Source organism: Fulvivirga sp. AWR4_260 (assembly GCF_056158185.1).
Genome location: NZ_JBSWSU010000015.1, coordinates 630,455 through 649,705 on the forward strand (window position 1 = coordinate 630,455; position 19,251 = coordinate 649,705).

General features: G+C 36.4%; 25 protein-coding genes. 18 read left to right on the top strand and 7 right to left on the bottom strand.

Annotation, left to right across the window (positions count from 1 at the left end):
* Positions 1–128: 128 nt before the first annotated feature.
* The 4 genes from ACXACQ_RS09150 to ACXACQ_RS09165 form a co-directional block, all read right to left on the bottom strand.
* Entirely contained in the window at positions 129–434 is a 306-nt protein-coding gene (locus tag ACXACQ_RS09150) for a hypothetical protein (RefSeq protein ID WP_474975634.1), read from the bottom strand.
* A 130-nt stretch (positions 435–564) separates the two neighbouring features.
* Positions 565–1,419, bottom strand: coding sequence for a helix-turn-helix domain-containing protein (locus ACXACQ_RS09155; RefSeq protein ID WP_474975635.1), 855 nt, complete (start codon positions 1,417–1,419; stop codon positions 565–567).
* A 182-nt stretch (positions 1,420–1,601) separates the two neighbouring features.
* A complete protein-coding gene (locus ACXACQ_RS09160) occupies positions 1,602–2,585 on the bottom strand; it encodes an aldo/keto reductase (protein WP_474975636.1) in 984 nt (327 codons plus the stop codon).
* A 624-nt stretch (positions 2,586–3,209) separates the two neighbouring features.
* On the bottom strand, positions 3,210–3,560 hold the full coding sequence (locus ACXACQ_RS09165; protein WP_474975637.1) for a winged helix-turn-helix transcriptional regulator: 351 nt from the start codon (positions 3,558–3,560) through the stop codon (positions 3,210–3,212).
* A gap of 106 nt (positions 3,561–3,666) precedes the next feature.
* On the opposite strand from ACXACQ_RS09165, the gene ACXACQ_RS09170 reads away from it, so the two are divergent.
* Together ACXACQ_RS09170 and ACXACQ_RS09175 are read left to right on the top strand one after the other, a co-directional pair.
* Positions 3,667–4,296 carry an NAD(P)H-dependent oxidoreductase gene (locus ACXACQ_RS09170; RefSeq protein ID WP_474975638.1) on the top strand — a complete coding sequence of 210 codons (630 nt, stop codon included), beginning with the start codon at positions 3,667–3,669 and terminating at the stop codon, positions 4,294–4,296.
* A gap of 2 nt (positions 4,297–4,298) precedes the next feature.
* Entirely contained in the window at positions 4,299–4,601 is a 303-nt protein-coding gene (locus ACXACQ_RS09175) for a putative quinol monooxygenase (RefSeq protein WP_474975639.1), read from the top strand.
* Between the two features lie 728 nt (positions 4,602–5,329).
* On the opposite strand, the gene ACXACQ_RS09180 is transcribed toward ACXACQ_RS09175, so the two are convergent.
* Positions 5,330–6,790, bottom strand: coding sequence for a serine hydrolase domain-containing protein (locus ACXACQ_RS09180; RefSeq protein WP_474975640.1), 1,461 nt, complete (start codon positions 6,788–6,790; stop codon positions 5,330–5,332).
* Between the two features lie 102 nt (positions 6,791–6,892).
* Positions 6,893–7,432: a helix-turn-helix domain-containing protein gene (locus ACXACQ_RS09185; RefSeq protein ID WP_474975641.1), complete on the bottom strand. Its 540-nt coding sequence runs from the start codon at positions 7,430–7,432 to the stop codon at positions 6,893–6,895.
* A gap of 427 nt (positions 7,433–7,859) precedes the next feature.
* On the opposite strand from ACXACQ_RS09185, the gene ACXACQ_RS09190 reads away from it, so the two are divergent.
* The gene (locus tag ACXACQ_RS09190) at positions 7,860–9,131 is read left to right on the top strand and encodes a tyrosine-type recombinase/integrase (RefSeq protein WP_474975642.1); all 1,272 of its coding nucleotides are present in this window, start codon (positions 7,860–7,862) and stop codon (positions 9,129–9,131) included.
* A gap of 111 nt (positions 9,132–9,242) precedes the next feature.
* Positions 9,243–10,718: a hypothetical protein gene (locus ACXACQ_RS09195; RefSeq protein WP_474975643.1), complete on the top strand. Its 1,476-nt coding sequence runs from the start codon at positions 9,243–9,245 to the stop codon at positions 10,716–10,718.
* Here the strand turns inward: ACXACQ_RS09195 and ACXACQ_RS09200 are convergent.
* Positions 10,709–10,966 carry a hypothetical protein gene (locus ACXACQ_RS09200; protein WP_474975644.1) on the bottom strand — a complete coding sequence of 86 codons (258 nt, stop codon included), beginning with the start codon at positions 10,964–10,966 and terminating at the stop codon, positions 10,709–10,711. The genes ACXACQ_RS09195 and ACXACQ_RS09200 overlap by 10 nt on opposite strands.
* A 249-nt stretch (positions 10,967–11,215) precedes the next feature.
* Between ACXACQ_RS09200 and ACXACQ_RS09205 the strand changes: the two genes are divergently transcribed.
* The 14 genes from ACXACQ_RS09205 (at position 11,216) to ACXACQ_RS09270 (ending at position 19,251) form a co-directional block, all read left to right on the top strand.
* The gene (locus ACXACQ_RS09205; RefSeq protein ID WP_474975645.1) at positions 11,216–11,512 is read left to right on the top strand and encodes a helix-turn-helix domain-containing protein; all 297 of its coding nucleotides are present in this window, start codon (positions 11,216–11,218) and stop codon (positions 11,510–11,512) included.
* Positions 11,512–11,760 (top strand): helix-turn-helix domain-containing protein, encoded by a 249-nt coding sequence (locus tag ACXACQ_RS09210; protein WP_474975646.1) that lies wholly within the window; start codon positions 11,512–11,514, stop codon positions 11,758–11,760. Before ACXACQ_RS09205 ends, ACXACQ_RS09210 begins: the two co-directional genes overlap by 1 nt.
* Positions 11,760–11,945 carry a hypothetical protein gene (locus ACXACQ_RS09215; protein WP_474975647.1) on the top strand — a complete coding sequence of 62 codons (186 nt, stop codon included), beginning with the start codon at positions 11,760–11,762 and terminating at the stop codon, positions 11,943–11,945. The genes ACXACQ_RS09210 and ACXACQ_RS09215 overlap by 1 nt, the downstream gene beginning before the upstream one ends.
* A complete protein-coding gene (locus tag ACXACQ_RS09220) occupies positions 11,942–13,270 on the top strand; it encodes a hypothetical protein (RefSeq protein ID WP_474975648.1) in 1,329 nt (442 codons plus the stop codon). Before ACXACQ_RS09215 ends, ACXACQ_RS09220 begins: the two co-directional genes overlap by 4 nt.
* Positions 13,267–13,521: a hypothetical protein gene (locus ACXACQ_RS09225; RefSeq protein ID WP_474975649.1), complete on the top strand. Its 255-nt coding sequence runs from the start codon at positions 13,267–13,269 to the stop codon at positions 13,519–13,521. The genes ACXACQ_RS09220 and ACXACQ_RS09225 overlap by 4 nt, the downstream gene beginning before the upstream one ends.
* 411 nt (positions 13,522–13,932) lie before the next feature.
* Positions 13,933–14,391, top strand: coding sequence for an LEA/WHy family protein (locus ACXACQ_RS09230; RefSeq protein ID WP_474975650.1), 459 nt, complete (start codon positions 13,933–13,935; stop codon positions 14,389–14,391).
* A gap of 4 nt (positions 14,392–14,395) precedes the next feature.
* Complete coding sequence (locus tag ACXACQ_RS09235; protein ID WP_474975651.1) at positions 14,396–15,301, top strand: hypothetical protein; 906 nt, start codon at positions 14,396–14,398, stop codon at positions 15,299–15,301.
* Between the two features lie 2 nt (positions 15,302–15,303).
* Positions 15,304–16,587, top strand: a complete 1,284-nt coding sequence (locus ACXACQ_RS09240) for a hypothetical protein (RefSeq protein WP_474975652.1) — start codon at positions 15,304–15,306, stop codon at positions 16,585–16,587.
* Between the two features lie 24 nt (positions 16,588–16,611).
* Positions 16,612–17,166 (top strand): hypothetical protein, encoded by a 555-nt coding sequence (locus ACXACQ_RS09245; protein WP_474975653.1) that lies wholly within the window; start codon positions 16,612–16,614, stop codon positions 17,164–17,166.
* 32 nt (positions 17,167–17,198) lie between these two features.
* On the top strand, positions 17,199–17,834 hold the full coding sequence (locus ACXACQ_RS09250; RefSeq protein ID WP_474975654.1) for a hypothetical protein: 636 nt from the start codon (positions 17,199–17,201) through the stop codon (positions 17,832–17,834).
* A gap of 10 nt (positions 17,835–17,844) precedes the next feature.
* Positions 17,845–18,231, top strand: a complete 387-nt coding sequence (locus tag ACXACQ_RS09255) for a hypothetical protein (RefSeq protein WP_474975655.1) — start codon at positions 17,845–17,847, stop codon at positions 18,229–18,231.
* On the top strand, positions 18,228–18,722 hold the full coding sequence (locus tag ACXACQ_RS09260; protein WP_474975656.1) for a hypothetical protein: 495 nt from the start codon (positions 18,228–18,230) through the stop codon (positions 18,720–18,722). The genes ACXACQ_RS09255 and ACXACQ_RS09260 overlap by 4 nt, the downstream gene beginning before the upstream one ends.
* Entirely contained in the window at positions 18,719–18,943 is a 225-nt protein-coding gene (locus ACXACQ_RS09265) for a hypothetical protein (RefSeq protein WP_474975657.1), read from the top strand. Before ACXACQ_RS09260 ends, ACXACQ_RS09265 begins: the two co-directional genes overlap by 4 nt.
* Positions 18,940–19,251 carry a hypothetical protein gene (locus tag ACXACQ_RS09270; RefSeq protein ID WP_474975658.1) on the top strand — a complete coding sequence of 104 codons (312 nt, stop codon included), beginning with the start codon at positions 18,940–18,942 and terminating at the stop codon, positions 19,249–19,251. The genes ACXACQ_RS09265 and ACXACQ_RS09270 overlap by 4 nt, the downstream gene beginning before the upstream one ends.

Below are 19,251 nucleotides of genomic sequence, written 5' to 3' on the forward strand. Positions count from 1 at the left end.
ACCCTAAAAGTCAGTTTTATTTGATTTTCTAGGAATACCTTGTCTTCTTTCAGAATAGTTTTGCGTTTATATTTTTGTTCTAGATTTTTTTGATTAGAATCTCGTTCATAGAGTAAATCTAAGACAGTCTAAGGTTTAAATTCTTTTCCTAAATTATAAAACTTTTCAAAAAATTTATATTCACAATTCTCTCTTTTCCAGTCAATTATGGGGTAAGGGGTGTCAGGGTAATTTCCTTTTTTAGCATTGATTCTGTCTTTCGGTTGAAGCGATGGATTTAAGGATAAAAATGTGATTGAATGAGAGTATAATTCTTTTGGGAAAATTCCAGATAAAACTTCCTTATGTCCGTAACGATCAAACCATATTTTCTCTAATTCTTTATCAACTTCTAATTCATTCAATAAGTCGATTTTCTGTTCTTTGTGTGTCAATTTAAAGTGCAATTAAAATTAATTTATAACAAAGCTGCTTGATATAGTTTGCGCCATATTTTGTAGCTACTCTAGGCCTTATGTCCAAACCTGTTTTTTTACTGGCGGCTGGGTTTTCTGTCTGTTTTTCTTAGTTAAAAGATTGTCTGAACTCTAATGGTGATTGATTGGTTTTTGTCTTAAATAGTTTGCTGAACGATTGGGAATGTTCAAAACCTAATTCATAAGCAATTTCTGAAACGGAAAGACTGGTGGTTGATAATTTTTCTTTGGCCTTTTCTATGACTGCATTCTGAATGTATTGTTGTGTGTTTAGTCCTGTTAGTGAACGCAGCATATCGCTTAAATAGCGTTGAGATAATTTTAATTCGGTGCTGATATATTTCACGGAAGGTAAGCCATTTTGCAAACTGTCTCCTTCAAAATAGTTATTTAAAAGTTTGTCTAAAGAAGTTATGATATCATGATTAGCTGCTTTTCGTGTAATAAATTGCCTGTTGTAAAAACGATTACTGTAATTCAGGAGCAGTTCTATTTGTGAAACCAGAACATCTTGGCTGAAGAGGTCAATATTGTTGTCTAATTCATTGGCTATTGAAGTAAATAGATTAGCTATAACCTCTTTTTCTTTTGCTGATAAAAATAGGGCTTCGGTAACATTATAAGAGAAAAAGCCATAATTATTGATTGTTTTTCCTAAGGGATAATTTCGTATAAAGTCAGGATGAAAATACAAAGCGATTCCTTCATAGCTTTCTGCCTCTTCGGGTGAAAAAATAATTTGTTTTGGTTTCAAAAATGCCAATCCACCTTCTTCAAAATCGTAATGTCCCTGTCCGTATTTTATGTGTCCCGTGAAGGTAGGTTTAAAGGAAATTTTATAAAAATCAAAACTCACTTTTTGACCTATTGGAAACACTTTAATCGCAACATTATTGTAATCAACCAAAGCAACCAGTGGGTGCAATGGTGCAGGAAGTCCCAATATTCGCGTAAGCTGCGATATGCTTTTAATAGGCGTGATGTTCAACTGTTGCTGCATAGTTTATAAATTTAATCAATTTTATTTCGACAGAGGCAGTCTTTCGTTTGCTGCATAAAGTGTGGTGTGCAAAGTATTTAATTGCTTTGCACACCCTTTATAGTTGCTAACACTTTTTTTGCTTATTATTTGTCTATTTGTTTTGCTAAAACTTTTGGATAGCGGTCTCCCACAAGTGTTATTGCACTAACTGTTTTGTTTATTAAGGCAAGCTCATCGGCTGTTAATACAATATTTGTGCTTTCTATGTTTTCTTCTAAACGATGCAATTTTGTAGTCCCTGGAATTGGTGCCATCCAAGGCTTTTGAGCCAAAAGCCAAGCCAGAGCTAATTGTCCTGTTGTAATATTTTTTTGATTGGCAATTTCTGAAAGTTCATCTACTAAAACCTGATTGGCTTTTCTGTTTTCTTTGCTGAAACGAGGAATGATATTTCTGCGGTCGATATCCTCTAATTTTGTGTCCGCATTTATTGCACCAGTAAGAAAACCTTTGCCCAAAGGACTAAATGGAACGAAACCAATTCCTAACTCTTCTAAAGTTGGTATGATTTCATTTTCGGGTTCACGCCAAAACAAAGAATATTCGCTTTGTAATGCTGTTACAGGTTGAACTGAATGTGCCTTGCGAATAGTTTTTGCACCAGCCTCCGATAAACCAAAGTGCTTTACTTTTCCTTCTTGTATCAAGTCTTTTATTGTTCCGGCAACATCTTCTATTGGAACATTAGGGTCAACTCTATGCTGATACAGTAAATCAATGTAATCTGTTTTTAATCTTTTTAAAGATGCTTCGGTTACTGCTCTGATAGTTTCAGGTCTACTGTCCAAACCTGCTGATGGTATGGCATCTTTAAAACCAAATTTTGTTGCGATAACTATATCTTTGCGTACTGTTTGAAATGCCTCGCCAAGAATTTCTTCGTTGGTGAAAGGGCCATATGCTTCTGCTGTATCAAAAAATGTGATTCCTCTTTCCACTGCGTTGCGTAGGAGTGTTATTGCTTCTTTTTTCTCAATTCCTTTGCCGTAAGAAAAGTTTAAACCCATACAGCCAAAGCCTAATGCGGAAACTTCTAATCCACTACTTCCTAATTCTCTCTTTTGCATAATTCTTATTTATTGTTTTGAAATAACTTTATTTTAAGTACAAAATTCTTCAAAGTTATTCTATGAAATGTGTCCGAATTGGTAGTTGTTGTAGTGAGATTGTAATGGTCTAAGACAGGATTGATTCCTTCTGTAGTATGTTTTAGCCTTGATGCTAATGGTTAGTATAGCCGGTCGGTTTAATGCCATTTTATACAGTGAGGGGCGCCTTGAATGGCGAATATGACTCAAGAAATTGAGTACTCCAAGTGGTGAGAGTCCCTTGTGTGCGGGAGTCTTGTCCCAAAGCATTAGCAAGTCGCAAGGTGGTTTGTGGTAAGGCATGCACTGAAGTAAGTCAGGCTGCACATTCCGGGTCCAATGAACAGGAACTGGATACTGAGGCTATATGAGTCGGATGAGGCATCGCATCATACTGACGCCCAAAGGAGGTTATTCACTCGGCACCTATGCAGTACATCAAAGAGTGTTGGGTGCAAATTAGTGTGATTTCACCCTAATAATGATTACATAACAAGAGCCGCATGAATCTAGAGGTTCACGTACGGTTCTGTGTGAGGCTTAGGGGTGAGGTTCCCCTTTGCCTATTCGACTGGCGGTAGGGTGTATACTCATTAGTTATATCTATTTACCCATTATCTTTTTTCTATGTTTCATACCCCATTCGGCAATAGTATGAGTCAAATTTTTGAGGGTCGAGCCGTATTCCGTTATTTCGTATTCCACAGTTACAGGTTGGGTGTTTAATACTTTTCTTATAATGAGTTGATTCATCTCCAGTTCCTTTAATTCTCGACTCAACATTCTGCCCGATATTCCTTTTACCTCTCGTAATAATTCAGAATAGCGCATTTTTTTATAGCAGAGACAGGCGATAATAGATACTTTCCATTTGCCATTAAGGATATCCATTACATCGTGAATTGCTAAAATGGTTTGGCTACATTCTTTTATTGGTTCTTTTACTGTTTCCATAATAAGTCACTTGGTTACTCGAATGTCACTATTACTTTTTGGCTGTAAGTTACAAAAAGTAACCTTGTAGGCTTACTTTTGGCTCATCATTTTAAAGAAAATAGTAATGAAATTAATAGATGATTTGAATTGGCGGTATGCCACAAAAAAGTTCAGTAATAAAAGAGTTGCAGATGATGATTTGGAACAAATAATTAAAGCAATTAATCTTTCTGCATCTTCAGTAGGAATACAACCTTATCGACTTACCCTTATAGATGATCCTGTCTTGAAAAAAGATTTGGGTAAGGATTCTTTTAATTCTCAAATAGCCGAAGCCTCACATCTTTTGGTGTTTTCTGCTTTTACTTCCATTAAACAGGAGCATATAGATCGATATATTGAGCTAGTGGCAAAAGTAAGAGAAACACGTATTGAAGAATTGGCTGATTTTAAAAATTCAATAAGTACTTACTTTTTAGCTAAAACTGACGCTGATAATTTCAATTGGGCAACGAAACAAGCCTACATAGGTCTAGGGACGGGACTCATTGCAGCAGCTCAGTTAAAAATAGATTCTACTCCAATGGAAGGTTTTGATCCCGGTAAATTTGATGAACTATTAGGTTTGAAAGAAAAAAATCTCAAAAGTGTGGTAATTCTCGCTTTAGGGTACAGAGATGAAGAAAATGATTATTTGGCTCACCTCAAAAAAGTACGATTACCTTTAGATAAATTTGTAACAAGAACAAATTAAACATGATTATTATAGCAGGAAATGTATATGTAAACCCTTTAGAAATTGAGGATTTTGTTTCAGAAGCTCGTGCAACAATTCCCCTTGGGTTTAAAAACACAGGATGTATCTCAATTTCTTTTACTTTAGATGATAAAGATGCAGGAAGTATGCTCGTATTAGAACGCTGGAAAGACCAAGCATCATTAGATAAACACTTGGCTCAACCAGAAGTAATTGCTCTTTTTACAAAATGGGCTCCAAAAATGAAAAATGAGGTTAAAAAATACGATGCAGTAAACGAAAGAGATCCAAGAGATAAATAAGCTTCTGGCGAAGTTTTGATATAGTAAACTAGCTGATATTTTAATAGAAAAAAATCTCAAAAGTGCATTTTGCTTTATCAGGGCTAAAGAAATTTAGAAAATGATTGTTAAAAAAAACTGAAAAAAGCAATGATCTCTAAATGAATTTTTTCCCAAAATGTAATAGCAATTGGCCTTTGATTCAATTAAAAATACTGGCTGTAACTGGTCAGTGTTTTTTTTGAGTAAACCCGATAAATGAAGCCAAGAAGTAGAAATAGGTAAATTATTTTTCTTTATTGTTTATTTTGTTTTCGAAGCCATCACCGCCAACGATTAGCTAAAATCCGTAAGCTGATCGATTTTTCATATATCTAAAAGTACCGGATTCAAATGCCCATTGCAAGTAGCTCATAAGTCTATGAGGGTTAGCGCCTGTGGAGCGCCTTGAATGGTGAATATGACTCAATAGATTGAGTGATCCAACCTTGTGTGAGGGAGTCTTGTCCCGAAGCATTATCAAGTGGCAAGGTGGTTTGCTGTGAGGCGTGCGATGAAGAAAGCGAGGCTGTAAAATCCCATTCTAACAACTACCATCACCGCATTGAAAGCATGCTAGATTATTACCTCAAACTTCAACCCTAGATTTAATGAACCGCTGTACGCGCGAGACGTATGTGCAGTGGTCTGTGAGGCTCATCCTGAGTCATATTAACTCAGGCCGGGCTACTCGATGCGGCAACGTTTTTCTATCTATTATTCCACAATTCATTTCCTAAATAGAGTCGTTTAGTCAGTAATTCTTCATAGATTTTATCGACATTATCCCCGTTCAAGAATACTAAATATCCATTTTTAGACTTGGGGAACCATATGGCTAATGTACTTACTCCGGGGTCTTTTCCTGTATGCAGTAAAGCAAATTCATTATCACTGAATTCTGTTAAAATCTCCCAACCTAATCCGAAAAAATCATTTTCTTTAAGCTCCACTTGGTGTTTCATTATTTCTTGATAAAGGTTTACCGAAAGTCCAGCACCATTGATTAAATAAGCTAAAAACTTTCCATAATCTTCAACGGTAGTCAAAAGGTTTGCTGCTGCATTTGCTTCAAAATATTTTACTGTTTCTATTTTTTCTCCTTTTTCATTAAAGTTCTGAGCATACCTTGATTCATCCATTGTTGAATCCCACCAAAAGTGGGTGTCTATCATTCCAAGAGGTTCAAAAAGGAGTTCTGTGGCAAGTTCTTCAATGCTTTTGCCATGTTTGTTTTCAATTGCTTTTCTTAAATATTCAAAACCTTCTCCAGAATATTGATATTGAGTTCCTGGGGCAAACTCAAAAGCAAGTTTATTGGGTTCTGTCATATATCGCCAATTGGGAAAACCTGTTTGATGGGTTAAAATGATTTTTGGTGTCAGCTTTTTATATCGTTTATCATTTTTAATGTCTGGGTCAATCCAATATTTATATAAAGGTTCATCTAAACTCAGTAATCCTTTGTCAATTAGTTTTAATACAGTTAAGGCAACAATGGGTTTTGTTAAGGAGGCTACCTTAAATATGGTATTGTAGGGAGCAGTTGTTTGCTTATCCAACGTTCCATAAACTTTAACTTTGGTTAATTTTCCTCTTTCTATTATTCCAATTCCTAATGTAGGAACATTGTTATCTTTCAGTAACTTTTCGATTCCATTTTTAGGATTTTCAATAACCGGGTCTTGATGGTCGTAACTCACAACTTCGTTTAATTGCCAAATTTCGTTATACAGAACCCAAATATGAGTGAATTTTGCTGTACTGGTCCAGATATCTTCCTTACCCATTTCTCTTAAATAGAAATGATGAATCCCTTTCTGGATGGAACCATAAAGTTTTCCGTTATTGTACAGAGGAAATACTTCCAAGCTATTTGTGTCTACTTTGCGAATTGGTTTTATCCCTGAATTAGGACAAATGTATTTTTGAGTATTTTCCAAGAAGGAATTTTTATCTTGGAATCCACTTTGGTCGTGGTAAAATTTTAAATCTTCGGCTATGTGACTTTCTAAATAATCCAAATCACATTGGTTAAACCCACGTTCAAAGAAAATGCTGTCTTGCTTTTTGAGTTCGATAAATAAGTCTGAGTTTTTATCTGTTTGTGCAATGGCACTATAAATAGATAAAGCAAGAAAAGCTGCGCTAAAGAGAATTTGTTTTGTCATACTAATAATTTTTTCTACAAAAAAACTATTCCTTTTGATCAACATCATAAAAATCTACCCGCCATTATCCTGACAATATACCGCCATCTTTGCGTCAGGGATTCATATAAGACTAAAATTCAGTCTAAAAAACAGTTTCCCCTTCATGTCAATCTCTGCCGTATTTCTGAGGATGATGAACATATTTGACAAAACCAATAAAGTCATAATAATTAAAATAAACTTGTTCCCTAGCGAAAACCAATTTTTCATAAAGGAGCTTAGCATAAAAATAATACCAGCAATGATTAGCCATAAAATTTGAATGGAAACAATTTGTTTGACCATCGGATTAAATTGCTTTTTGGTAAACATTATAACAAGCGGAATTACAATATTTGCAGGTGGGATTATAGTAAAAGGCAATGAAGAAAGGTTGATAATCTTAATAAAGTTGGAGTTAATTTCAAAATGGATTTCTTCTTTTTCAAGCAATTCATTTTCTTTTATTCCTAAGGTCTTTGCCAATATTTTAAGTGTTTTTCCTTTTGGTTCATTCCCTGATTCAATACGCTGTATGGTTCTCACAGAAATCCCTGATTTATCAGAAAGTTCTTCCTGTGTCAAGTTCAGCTTTTCTCTATTTTTTTTCAGTATTGACATTCCAACTTGTTTTCTTTAAATGTTTGCCTAACATCCGTATAACCGAACATTTATGTCCGTTATACATCTATAATAAGAATAAGTTAAGTAAAAATGTTAATATATTGCTCGGTTAGGCAGGTTTAAAATTGTTGAAACCATATTTTACTGCAAATGAGTGATTTGCTTGTGCATATTAAATGCTTAAGGTGTGGGATATTTTTATAAATGTATTTTAAAAAAAATAGGCCGCCTAACCTGGAGGCGGCCCTTCAACATTTATAACCGACTATTAATCTATTGTTTAATTTAGTAAAATTATGCTAAAAGGTAATAAATGAGGGGGTTGTGGAATTATTTAATGATTTAAGTTATTTATTTTAGCACTTTATTAATTGCATTGTTGGCAAAATATTAGCAAAAAAATGCAACACATAAAACAAAGTAAATGGCAACTATAGTATTACACTTAGATACCCGAAATAAGAAAGCAAAAAAATTTCCCTTAGTTCTAAGACTCACTCACAAGGGTAAGCCTAAGATGATTTCATTGAATATTAAACTCGATTTGCTAGAGTGGGATTCTAATCATTTGAAAATAAAGAAGTCTGTAGCTCATTCATCGAGACTTAATACTCAAATTTTCAATAAATATTCCTTGGCATCACAAGTAATTGATTCATATTCTATGCATTTGGAAAATCTCACTGTATATGAATTAGCTGATTTAATTAAAGAAAGGATTGATAAAGATAGAGCAGAAAAGGAGGGTGTTTTAGAAATAAAGAAAACGTATTTCAAAGAATATGGAGAGAAGGTAAGGGAGATTTATCGAAATTCAAAACAGTTCTGGTTTGTCACATCGATTGATCAAACTATAAATTCATTAATTCAATATTATGGTAGTGATAAACTAACAATTAAGGAAATTGATGAATTTTTTTTATTGTCCTACGTAGCGGATTGTCAAAAACGCGGAATGAAAGTGAATGGGTATGGTTATTATCTTCGAATCATACGTAGAGTTTATAATTTGGCAATAAAAGATAAATCCACTGAATTACGAATGGAGGATTATCCATTTGGAAAAGGAGGATATAGTATTAAATCAGGCAAGGCGAAAAAGAGAGCAGTTAGTACGGATTATTTGAAAGAGCTACGTCTAATGAACTATGAAAAGGGTACATTAAAGTGGGATCAGCGTAATTACATTCTTTTTATGTTTAATACACGAGGAATGAATTTTATAGATCTAGCTTATTTAAAGCAAGAAAATTTAGTGAATGGTAGGTTAAAATATAGGAGGAGAAAAACTTCTCGTCACGGAAATGTTAAGGAGTTTGATATTAAATTGAATGAGGAGGCTTTAGCCATACTTTCTATTTATAAAGATGAAAATAGAGTTGGTGGCCTACTATTTCCGGTTTTAGAAAGAGGCTATGACGAAAGTAATGAAGCCGCTACGTATCGTGAATATCAGAATCGGAGAGCTCATCATACTTATATTTTAAAGAAAATAGGAGAGGATATTAATCTACCAATTAAACTCACTTCTTACGTTATTAGGCATACGTTTGCTACAGCAGGTTTAAGAAAGGGTGTTTCAAAAGCGCTAATAGGTGATATGTTAGGGCATACCAATTATTACACGACAGAGGCCTATTTTGATGGGTTTGAACAAGAAGCGCTGGATGATGCAGCAGACGCCATCCTTGGGTAGCTAAATAATATACATTTTGATTATCTTTTATATTTTTTATATAAATTGTAATTACATTTTGCTTGTTAATTTATATTTTTGAGAAAATATAGTATTAACCTAATCTGCCCTGTGAATCACCTGTTTAAACCTTTTTATGAAGTGTTGGAAGGGAAGTTGAACCCTTATCAAAATGATTTATTTAACTTCCCTTCTCTTTTAGAGCAATTGAATCCCAATGCTGATGAAATCAGCAGATTTTTTCATTTAAAATTCGAGGAAACGTCAATCAATGAAGGCGGTAATATTTCTCTGGAATATTGGTTTTATGAATATTGGCAGGTATTTGGAGATACATTACGCTTATATCCTCAGAACTATGACATGTTAGGAGCTTATCTGCCTGCAATAAAGAGTTTACTTTCTGAAAGCGATGAGATCATAAAATTATATCAGTACTATGATGATGCTGTAGAAGTAAGGGTACAGGAGGATATCGATGGGTTAAGTTATCTTCAAAAACGTTTTTATTATTATAATACCTTATTTAATAGGGCTTATAAACAAATTCTAAAAGAGGTAAATAGTATTTGTTACTCTTTGAGTAAGGAAAAAGTTAAGATAGGAGCAGTAAAGCAATACTTAGGCCATGTGAATTATCTTTTGCAAAAGTTTAATCAGTATGGTCAATCCATCAGTGTGTCTGAGTCGGTATCTATTTCTAGTCATCTGAGCGAAATAGATATTTATAAGCTTTTAAGGCAATACCTGGAAGCCATATATTTTTCTATTTTAACAGATTATGAGGAGTATGTGCCCTATGAATGTCATATGCCTTATCTTCATCGAAAAAAGTACGCACATGACTTAACTTCTAAGCTTACTTTTCTAGAAGAACATTTGCGTGAGGGGATAGTCGATGCTTCACTAACTACTGTAATCCTTGAATTATTGGAGGGAATAAAGACCCCGGATTGTAACTTGCCTCACGGTGCTTTGCTAATATGTAGGCAACTTGTCAATGAGACTTATAGGCTATTTAAAGAATATTCTAAAGGAGCTTTTAATAATCTGGAGGAGCGTTTGCTAGTTCTCTATCAATATCAAGGATACAATGCCCCTCATTTTATTCTTCATCTTAAAGAGAAGGAACGGAATTATATCTCTTTACTGGATCATCATCTGTTAGAGCCGTATTTGAAGGGAAGAATCAAAGAGTATAAAAAAATGGCTAAGGTAGCTCAGAGTCCATTCAATGATTTTTATCCTCCTGTAGAACAGGTTATGATTGAGTTTCTCTATCAGGTTCAGGTATCCGCTGAAAGAGAGATGGCGAGGAAAGGGGCAGGTGATTTAATTACTGTTAATGGATCTGTGGGAGAATTAGCACTATTTATCAGTAGTTTGATGGATTTGGGTTTTATCAGTGACATTAGTAAAAGAAGTGTTGCTCAAATAGGTAGTACTGTTTTTAAAACTTATGAAACTGAAAAGATTTCTTTTATAAGCTTAAAGAATAAAATGAGTGTTAGTAATAAGAGTACAGCAGATAAATTACTAAACAAATTAGATATACTTAAAATGCATATAGAATCACTTTACGAGTGATGATTCGTTTTATCCCACTGACTAAGTTTATGCATCATATTTTTGCTATGTAAAAGTAGTAATAACTCATCTAATAATTCACCTGTGTAACCAGGCATTCTTGATAATTGAGGAATGCCGAAAGCGGTCACCTCCAAAAGCGTATTTATTCCATTAGCTGTTAAGAAACCTTTTAAAGAGTTACTCATTCTCAAATCTTCAAGAAGGTAGTCTTTCTCCTTACCTTGTTTTATGTTCAGTTTCTGCATGAGCGGGCAATATATCACTTCTTCTACTGCAATAAAATATAATTCTAAAAATATGGGATTAACCTGTTAAAATCTCTTGTGGAAAAAATGTGAATAAGTTTTTGTGTGGATATATTTTTCTTGAATATCAGTTGTTTATGGGGTTGGGTTACAGGGGTGATTGGGGGGTGACACGGTTGAAGTGTCACCTCAATGGGTTAAAATTTTTACTTCTCTTTACAGTGTAAACAATATGTAAACAACACACTTATGGAAGTAATAATTTTTGAAAAGGAAGCCTATAAGCAAATGCTGGTGGAGATGCGCTCTTTGATAATGAGGGCGACAAGTCAGGCAGTTCGGGAGTCTATTGAATCATCACATTCTGTTAATGATTGGGTGAAGCCAGCCGAAGCCAAAAAGCTATTAAAGATTAAGAGCAATAATAAGCTTGTTCAATTAAGAGACAGTGGAGAAATCAGAGCCACTTTACATAAAAACATGTATCTCTATTCGAGAGATAGCATTGCAGCATTTTTCGAACGACATAAAATAGAGATATTGTAATGGAACCCGTAACTATAGAAGATCTTCAGGATCTAAAACATGCCTTAGAAGACAGTTTTAGATTAATCTTAATGGAAGAACGTCAACGAAGTCTATTCTATACAGCATCACAATTTTCTCACCTCACAGGAATGCCCTACAGTACTGTTGTAGATAAGTGTAAACGTGGAATTATTAAAGCGCAACAACACAGAAAAGGGGCTTCTTGGATCATAGATGGTGAAGAGTTAAAACGGTATCAGGACTGATGCTTGTTTCATTGACCGATTTTATGGAACGCCATCCTGAAGTGAAAGAGCTGTGGAGTGGTGATGATTTATATCAATTGATTAGGCTGGGTTATGTAGATAGCTGCCTGAAAAATCACCAGCTGATGGTTGATGAGTCCTCTGTTTTATTAATGTTTAGAAAATTTTTAATACCCAATAAATGAGTTTGTCCTTAGTAGAAATAAGAAATCATTATCGCTTCGATTATACCGAAATGTTCACTGCATTAAAAAGTTATATAGATAGCTATAATGAAAGGCACTGTATTTTAAAAACTAGAATTAATGCCTCACAAAGAGCAACTATAGAAGTGATGTTGAGGCTATATTTAAAGCAACTTAATGAAGCAGGTAAAACAGGTATTTATAGTTTAAAGACTTTGCCAGCTTTCGCCACCTATAATAGTAGCTTGGCTAAGCTGAAAGGCTGTACAACGCGTACATTGATCAATCATAGAGTACGCTTGAGGGAGGCTGGTTTGATTGTCAAAGAAGAACTTCATGGCCGTGACGGAGTTAAAATATGGGTTAATCCTTATGTGATTTGGAAGGCTGCTTACGGTGGTGAAAAGGGTAAATTTGGAGGAACGCAATACTGCTCTATTTGGCCAAAAATAGAGGGTAATATGAAAAAAATTCACCCATTACTACATGTACATTATATAAATAATAATAGCAGTGTGGATAATGTGGAAAACTTCATGTCAGCAGAGGTAGATGAAAAAGACGTCTTTGACATGAGTGGCTTGCCTATCGGCAACGCCTTGCAAGATGGAGATGACAAGCACACCAAGAAAAATGCATGTATGCATGAAGCTTCAAGCATGCCAATAGCAGAATCCAGCTCCCATGAACCTTTAAAAAAGGGGAGTAAAGATTTTAATGCGGTACCAAGAAAAATGCAGCCATGCTCATCACCTTCGAACCATGAAAAAGAAGATGAGGGCGGGCGCATTTTTAAACTGAACCTTGTACGTGAAGCATGGGCTTATGCTAAAAAAACATTGTTTACAGAGTTGCCGATGGATGTAAATGATGAGAAAACGGTCTTAAACCATGTTTACAGAAGCGTTTACAAAGGGTTTACAGAAGATGTAAACAAGAGTGAATGGCTCCAGTACCAGCAGGCGGTAATGGATAGAATAGACATGGTGAAGAAGTGGCTAGATAAAAGTCCGTTCAACTGGATTCCTCTACCTGAAATTTATTTTCACCCCTCGAACCATGTAAACGGCTTTAGGAATACCTGGAAATGGTATTTGAAGAGAGAGACATTAAGATTGCAAGTGCAAAATCGATTGTTGCTTCAACGCTGTAAAATGGAGCTAAATGAGCATCAGCAGAATAAAGGTGCTCATGTGGCTAAGTCAAGATTTGAGTTATTTAAATACCATAGAAAACAATTAGCAAGAGTAGGTGATGAGGCATTAAATACTTTGTACCTGAAGATGTATCACCGCAATATAGAACTCAAAGCTAAGCTTGGATGAGCGGAGGATTGAGAGAAAAGGCTTTGAGTCGACTCTGGGTATTGTTCAAAAACAATGAGTCACGTGTTTTTTATTCATTTGACAAAAAGAGTAAGATGGGAGTTCCTAAACGTGAATTGGGTTTACTCAGGTTTCAAAGGATGTTGGAGTCTGAAAAATTTGTTGGAAAGTGGCTTTTAGTAGTGTTGTATGATAATCAGAGAAGGAGTCTAAAAGGGCAGCGCTTTTTTCCTGGAGAAAAGTTGTTATAAGGTAAGCGGAGTCCCCAAATGTCTAATCATTTGGGGGACTCAAATGCTTTCCGTATTAAAATAATTTCCCAAGGATAAAGCAATTGTCTTTTGCCTGTTTCTAATCCTTTAATAAGTTTGAGCCTCTTTCTTAATGTCTCTCTACTTATTCCCAGTTCACCGGCTAATTCACTTTTACTTTTAAACTTCTTGAATTCCATTTCCTTTTTTTGCTAAAGATAACGGTTGAAATCTGCAACAATATTTAGTTATCTCTAGGAGTGCCAAGGTTTGCTGAAAAGTGGCATTGCATTCCATCTAACTACATAAAAACATTTGAAATCAGTTGCTAAAACATAGTTTGGCTGCATATGCCAAGTGAGGTTGAATAGTACAGTATCATGCTTAATATTTGAATAAAAATTCAAGAGTATGATCAAGTGGATAGCTGGTACTGCTGCCGGAGCATTGGTTTTAGGGTATTTGTTTAAATTAAATCAGGCTTCCAAAAGCATACAAACTTCGGTAGAGGTGAAAGTGCATCAAGTGAGTTTATCAGGCTTGGTGTTGAAAGTTTACGTGTCCATAAAAAATCCTAATAACCTCTCACTCGCAGTCCAGCAACCTCTTGTATCATTATACTATAAAGGAGGCATATTGGGCTCTTCTCAATTGAAGGATGAGAAAATCAATATTGTACCTAATGGGGAAACTAAGTTCAGTATTAGTATGCAGTTTGGCTGGTTGTCCTTGGTGCAGAAACTAGGAGGAGATATTGTTGATCAGTTAAGAAATCAACGCACGTCCAATCTTCCTTTAGAAATACAGATATCAACACAAGTAAATGGTATTCCTTTTACTGCCACTCAGAAAGCAGGATTAAATTTCTAAAAGGATGCAAGCGAACGGAATAAGGAATATCAGATCAGGAAAACTATATGACCATTATTTTCCTAAAAGTATAGGACAAGATACAGTAATCAAAAAGGCAGGCCAAGCTAAGCTGCATCATACCATTAACTTAATAAAGGAGATTGTTCATGAAACGCTATCTGATACTGAAAAAATAGCCTTACAGCTTAAAGGAGGAAATCTTTATAGCACCTGTCAGAATATTTGGGAGTTTGTATACAATCATGTGAGATACAAGCCTGATAAAAGAGGAGTTGAACAGGTGAGAAGGCCTTCAAGGGTGTGGAAGGACAGATTTGAGGGCTGTGATTGTGACTGTATGACCACAATGATCAGTAGCATACTGACCAATTTAAGTATTCCTCATAAAATTAGGATCACTAAGTATTTGCAGAAAGACCCTTTGATGACTCCAAGGTATCAGCATATCTATCCTGTGGTGCCTTTTAAGGGCGGCTATATCACTATGGATTGTGTGACTGATTGGTTCAACTATGAAGTGCCTTATTTGAGTTGTAAGGATTTTCTGATGTCAGACAGAGGTTATGTCGGAAGTATTGAGGGCTTGTCAATTGGTGGGGTGGATAGTCTGGCATTACGTGAAACAGTTAAGGCTGCCACACAAGGGAATTCTTCGCATCCTAAAAGAATAAGGTCAGTGAGAGGGAAAGTGAAGGTTCAAATAAAGAATGAGCAACTCATATTTTTTAATCAAGGCGAAGAAGAGGTTCGGAAAGAGCCAATTACTGAGTTGAATGAGAGAAGTTGTGCGGGCATCACTTCTTCGAAAAATAAAGATGCTTCTTTTTATATGGCCCTAAAAAAATGGGGAATAGCCTTCGGTGTAGGGGTGGGAGTTTTTTACATAGTAAACTATTTAAGAAAATAAATATGGAGTTACATCGATTGGATGGTTTGCCTGTTTCAGGCTTAGATCATGTAGATATTCATGATATTGATTTTGAGGAGCCAGAGGAAGGTTATATAGACTTTTCTGGATTGGGTTATGTGCAGGATCCGGATATCGCCTATGAGATTTTGGATGAGTATGGAAATGTGGTAATGTATGCTGATGCAGAAGAAAACCTGTATAGCGTAGAAGGACTTGATGGGCTTTTTAAAAAGATAGGTAAGGGGCTGAAGAAAGCTACCAAAGCTGTGAAAAAGGCAGTGGTAAAGCCAGTGGTGAAGAGTACGAAGTTTGTTGCCAAAAAAGTCATCAAGCCTGTTGCTACCATTATTAACAAGATTAATCCTGCGGCCATTTTATTACGCAATGGATTTTTGTTGGCGATGAAGGTGAATTTGATGAAAGTGGCGGAAAAGTTACGGTTCGGTTACTTGTCAGAGACTGAGGCGCGGAAAAGAGGGATGGATATGGGGGGATTTGCCAAGGTGAAAAAGGCCGTTAATAAGGCAGAAGATATTTATAAAACAGCAGGCGGTAATCCTAAGAATTTGAAGAAGGCCATTCTAAGTGGAAAAGGTAATGATGATAAGTCTGTGCCTTTGCAGGGATTTGGTCTAGGGGCTATAGAAGATGATTATGCCGATGAGATGGAACGTTTTATTACAGAAGCGGATGCTGATGAGGTATTGTCTATCGCTGAAGGCACTAGTGCTGTAGATGGTCTTGGAGTTGTAGCTAGTGGAGCTATGGCTGCGGCCAGTGGAGCTGTGGCAACAGTGTCTGCCCTATTAAGCAAAATAACTGGTGTATTTGACAAGGTTAAAGAAGCTAAAAATACTGTTACTAGTTTGGTGGATAAAGGAGCATCTGTTATAGATCAGGGCAAACAACTTGTAAATATTCAGTCTCATGCTTCATCTCCTCAGGCAGTGCAGCAGCCTGCGGTAATAAAAACTGTTCCTGTTGCGAGAAGTTTACCCCCGTCTAATATACCGCCATCTAATAGTTTAATGTCATCCACTTCCACTACTAATGAGGTGACTACAAAAAGCTGGGCTTCGCGGAATAAAATCATTCTGTTAGGAGGAGGTGTGGTGCTTCTTGCCGGAGGAACTGCTGCCTACTTTCTTTCTAAGAGGAAGAAGACAAAAACTACAAGGCGAAGAACTTCAAAGTCTGCTTTAAATGGCGTAGGAAGTCGAAAGAAGACTGCTAATACGAATAAAAGGAGTAAGACGAAACTAACACCTACGGTGCTGTTATAAACGGATTTTAACCATAAAAGAACGATGAGAAGACGATCTAAAAAATCACAAGGATTAGAAGTATTGAAAGCCTCGGGAGCACATATAGCGAGTGGTCTTGGCGGTGTAGTGGTTGGCAGTGCTGTAGGCTCATGGCCTAGTTTGGTGGCTGGTGTTGCCACTACCTTGGTTGGGGCTTATTACAATAAAACATGGCTCATGAGTGGTGGGGTAGCTATGATGACCAGTATTACTCCCTCACATCGGGAGGCTCAGGTGAATGGCTTTCAGGATGAAGTGAGCGAAGCTAAAGATAGAGTAACGGATACGCTAAAGACCTTTGGTCGCAAGTTAATGCTGCATAAGATTTCACCAGAAATGGAACAGAGCCTAGCATTGAATGGAGCGGATCAGGAGATGGTACTTTATGGTGGAGGCTATGATGATTTTGATACGAGTGAAGTGGATAGAATCATTAGAGAACTTGAAGAGGGTAATGCTGAAAATGTAGTTACTTCAAGCGATGACTACATGATCGAAGGAGTGGATATGGCAGAAGTAGATGGTCTTGATGCGCTCAGTCTTAATGTTACAGCATAAAATAACAACAACTCAAAATAACAATAACAACAATGAAAGGGACAACGAGAAGATCCTCAAGAGACCAGTTTCTTGAGATCGTAAATGCGAATGTACAGTTGAGTAAAGAGGGCAAAAAACATGATCCTCAAATGGTGCAAGTAGCCGAAAAAATTAAGGATGGTAGACTTCAACTTGCCGATACGGCCTATTATAGTATCAAATATGCTGGTGATAAGGCTACTATTCACATGTTTGAAACGCAGGATGCTAAGGAACGCGGTATTACTAATGTTACACAGAGTAAGCTGCCTAAAGACCGCTTATTCCTTTGTAACAGAATTACCTTGTTGGCAGTGGAGTTTGAGGGTGATATCCCACAAAGTGATTTCGCCTGGAAAAAACTCAAAGTAGCTTCCAATTTTGATAGTATTAAAAAAGTAGGAGGGCTTCAAAATGGTGATTTCACCTTCATGGCCAATAAGAAGATTATTGTGGATGAAAGGGCAATGAGCGATTTTGTTACTGATAATGATATGACTATCAATTTAGGTACTTATTACCTTGAAAACCCTCGCTTTATCAGGGACGATGAAGAGTTTGAATTCATGATTGAGCTTGGAGAGGATGCACCACTCAATACCCTAATAAAAGTACAGCTGGCAGGTACTTCTACAGTTCCGGCATAATTGAAGAAACATGTCAGATACTATTATCAGATACCCATTTTTTGTATTAGAGGTCACAGAGCCTAATAAGACTTATTTGCTTGAACGGGAGCTCAGCAAGAAAACCATCAAGGTACTGGCTTTACAGGTCTGGAGCAGAGAACACGATAAACTATGGTGTAGAGGGAGTCAGCGTATAGAAATTGGAGGTGATGAGCTTTTTCCTGACAATTTTCCAAGTGGGGCATTGCAAAGTACGGGTGATGTAAATCCCTATAAAAGGTATTTCCCCATGGGTGAAGTTTCTGCGGGTGATTTATCTATCAAGATGAGGTTTACCGATACTGATTATCCTAACGTGGGTTTTGATGAGGGGTATAAGTTATTTCTACTACTGCGAACAGAAGAAAAATTATGATTAGGGGAGATGAGCATCAGAAAGAGGGAAAGTCAGAGGTCAAGCGAAAGCCTTTCGGAGTAAAAATGAAAATAGAAGAAGCCTCAGTGAGAACAGCTTGTATCAAATTACCTTCAAAGGTTAAAAAGGTGACAGGAATAATGGTCTTAACCCGGCCGTGCCTTCATGTTGTAGATTATTGGTATGCAGGTGTTGCAGGCAGTGAAGAGCGTGATTATTTACAGTTAACGCAGGGGTTTAAAGCGAATGAATACCCTGAGGAATCGTTCAGTAAAGTCTATTTCGTAGAAGAAGGGCAGAGGCTTTATTTTATTCAGCCTCTTGATAAAAAGGATTACTGGGTAGAGCTGCAGGGGGAATTAAGTGCGCCATTGTATTATGTGGCTACTATTTACATGAAGGATTCTTCTACTGGTCGTGATGTGCCTTATTGTGTGCTGCAAAGTGATGAGTGGGTTGGAAGTGTCACTATGAATATTAATGCAGTATGAGCAGTGAAGTAAGGGCTTACAATGCCCGAGGACTGATCTATGTTGCAGGAATAGATCCTGTGTCAGGAGCAAGCATTCAGAGTGGCTGGGTGCCAATTTATGTTGAAAATGACTGTGATGCTATAACGGTGATGATTTACGATGATGGAAATTCATTGCAAAGCTATCCATATGAGGTGGAAGTTTGGGTGTTGGGGGAATATGAAAAGGAGGGAGTGTGACGGAAATTCTAGCACTTCGATATGGGATGCAACGAAGCAGGGCTCATGGTTATACCACCTTCGATATTGAGTATCGAACCATCAATTTGTTTCCTGGCGAGGTAAAAGTTCAATTGGCCGATAATCAACTTTGGTATGGTATTGAGCTTCCAACAACTGTTTTGGTTAGTAGTGATTATGGCGCATGGGGAATGAGTCATTTAAAGGTTGATGAGCAACAGAGCGAACACACTGGACTATTGAAATTAGTCAATAACGGTAATGAATTAATGATGCTAAGATTTCTGATTTTCAATTTAAAGGAATGA

Coding starts and splice junctions, on each gene's coding strand:
- ACXACQ_RS09210 (WP_474975646.1), top strand. CDS start 11,512: ATGGAACCCGTAACTATAGAAGATCTTCAGGATCTAAAACATGCCTTA.
- ACXACQ_RS09215 (WP_474975647.1), top strand. CDS start 11,760: ATGCTTGTTTCATTGACCGATTTTATGGAACGCCATCCTGAAGTGAAA.
- ACXACQ_RS09240 (WP_474975652.1), top strand. CDS start 15,304: ATGGAGTTACATCGATTGGATGGTTTGCCTGTTTCAGGCTTAGATCAT.
- ACXACQ_RS09200 (WP_474975644.1), bottom strand. CDS start 10,966: ATGCAGAAACTGAACATAAAACAAGGTAAGGAGAAAGACTACCTTCTT.
- ACXACQ_RS09190 (WP_474975642.1), top strand. CDS start 7,860: ATGGCAACTATAGTATTACACTTAGATACCCGAAATAAGAAAGCAAAA.
- ACXACQ_RS09250 (WP_474975654.1), top strand. CDS start 17,199: ATGAAAGGGACAACGAGAAGATCCTCAAGAGACCAGTTTCTTGAGATC.
- ACXACQ_RS09165 (WP_474975637.1), bottom strand. CDS start 3,560: ATGGAAACAGTAAAAGAACCAATAAAAGAATGTAGCCAAACCATTTTA.
- ACXACQ_RS09235 (WP_474975651.1), top strand. CDS start 14,396: ATGCAAGCGAACGGAATAAGGAATATCAGATCAGGAAAACTATATGAC.
- ACXACQ_RS09245 (WP_474975653.1), top strand. CDS start 16,612: ATGAGAAGACGATCTAAAAAATCACAAGGATTAGAAGTATTGAAAGCC.
- ACXACQ_RS09225 (WP_474975649.1), top strand. CDS start 13,267: ATGAGCGGAGGATTGAGAGAAAAGGCTTTGAGTCGACTCTGGGTATTG.
- ACXACQ_RS09180 (WP_474975640.1), bottom strand. CDS start 6,790: ATGACAAAACAAATTCTCTTTAGCGCAGCTTTTCTTGCTTTATCTATT.
- ACXACQ_RS09260 (WP_474975656.1), top strand. CDS start 18,228: ATGATTAGGGGAGATGAGCATCAGAAAGAGGGAAAGTCAGAGGTCAAG.
- ACXACQ_RS09265 (WP_474975657.1), top strand. CDS start 18,719: ATGAGCAGTGAAGTAAGGGCTTACAATGCCCGAGGACTGATCTATGTT.
- ACXACQ_RS09185 (WP_474975641.1), bottom strand. CDS start 7,432: ATGTCAATACTGAAAAAAAATAGAGAAAAGCTGAACTTGACACAGGAA.
- ACXACQ_RS09170 (WP_474975638.1), top strand. CDS start 3,667: ATGAAATTAATAGATGATTTGAATTGGCGGTATGCCACAAAAAAGTTC.
- ACXACQ_RS09255 (WP_474975655.1), top strand. CDS start 17,845: ATGTCAGATACTATTATCAGATACCCATTTTTTGTATTAGAGGTCACA.
- ACXACQ_RS09220 (WP_474975648.1), top strand. CDS start 11,942: ATGAGTTTGTCCTTAGTAGAAATAAGAAATCATTATCGCTTCGATTAT.
- ACXACQ_RS09230 (WP_474975650.1), top strand. CDS start 13,933: ATGATCAAGTGGATAGCTGGTACTGCTGCCGGAGCATTGGTTTTAGGG.
- ACXACQ_RS09205 (WP_474975645.1), top strand. CDS start 11,216: ATGGAAGTAATAATTTTTGAAAAGGAAGCCTATAAGCAAATGCTGGTG.
- ACXACQ_RS09160 (WP_474975636.1), bottom strand. CDS start 2,585: ATGCAAAAGAGAGAATTAGGAAGTAGTGGATTAGAAGTTTCCGCATTA.
- ACXACQ_RS09175 (WP_474975639.1), top strand. CDS start 4,299: ATGATTATTATAGCAGGAAATGTATATGTAAACCCTTTAGAAATTGAG.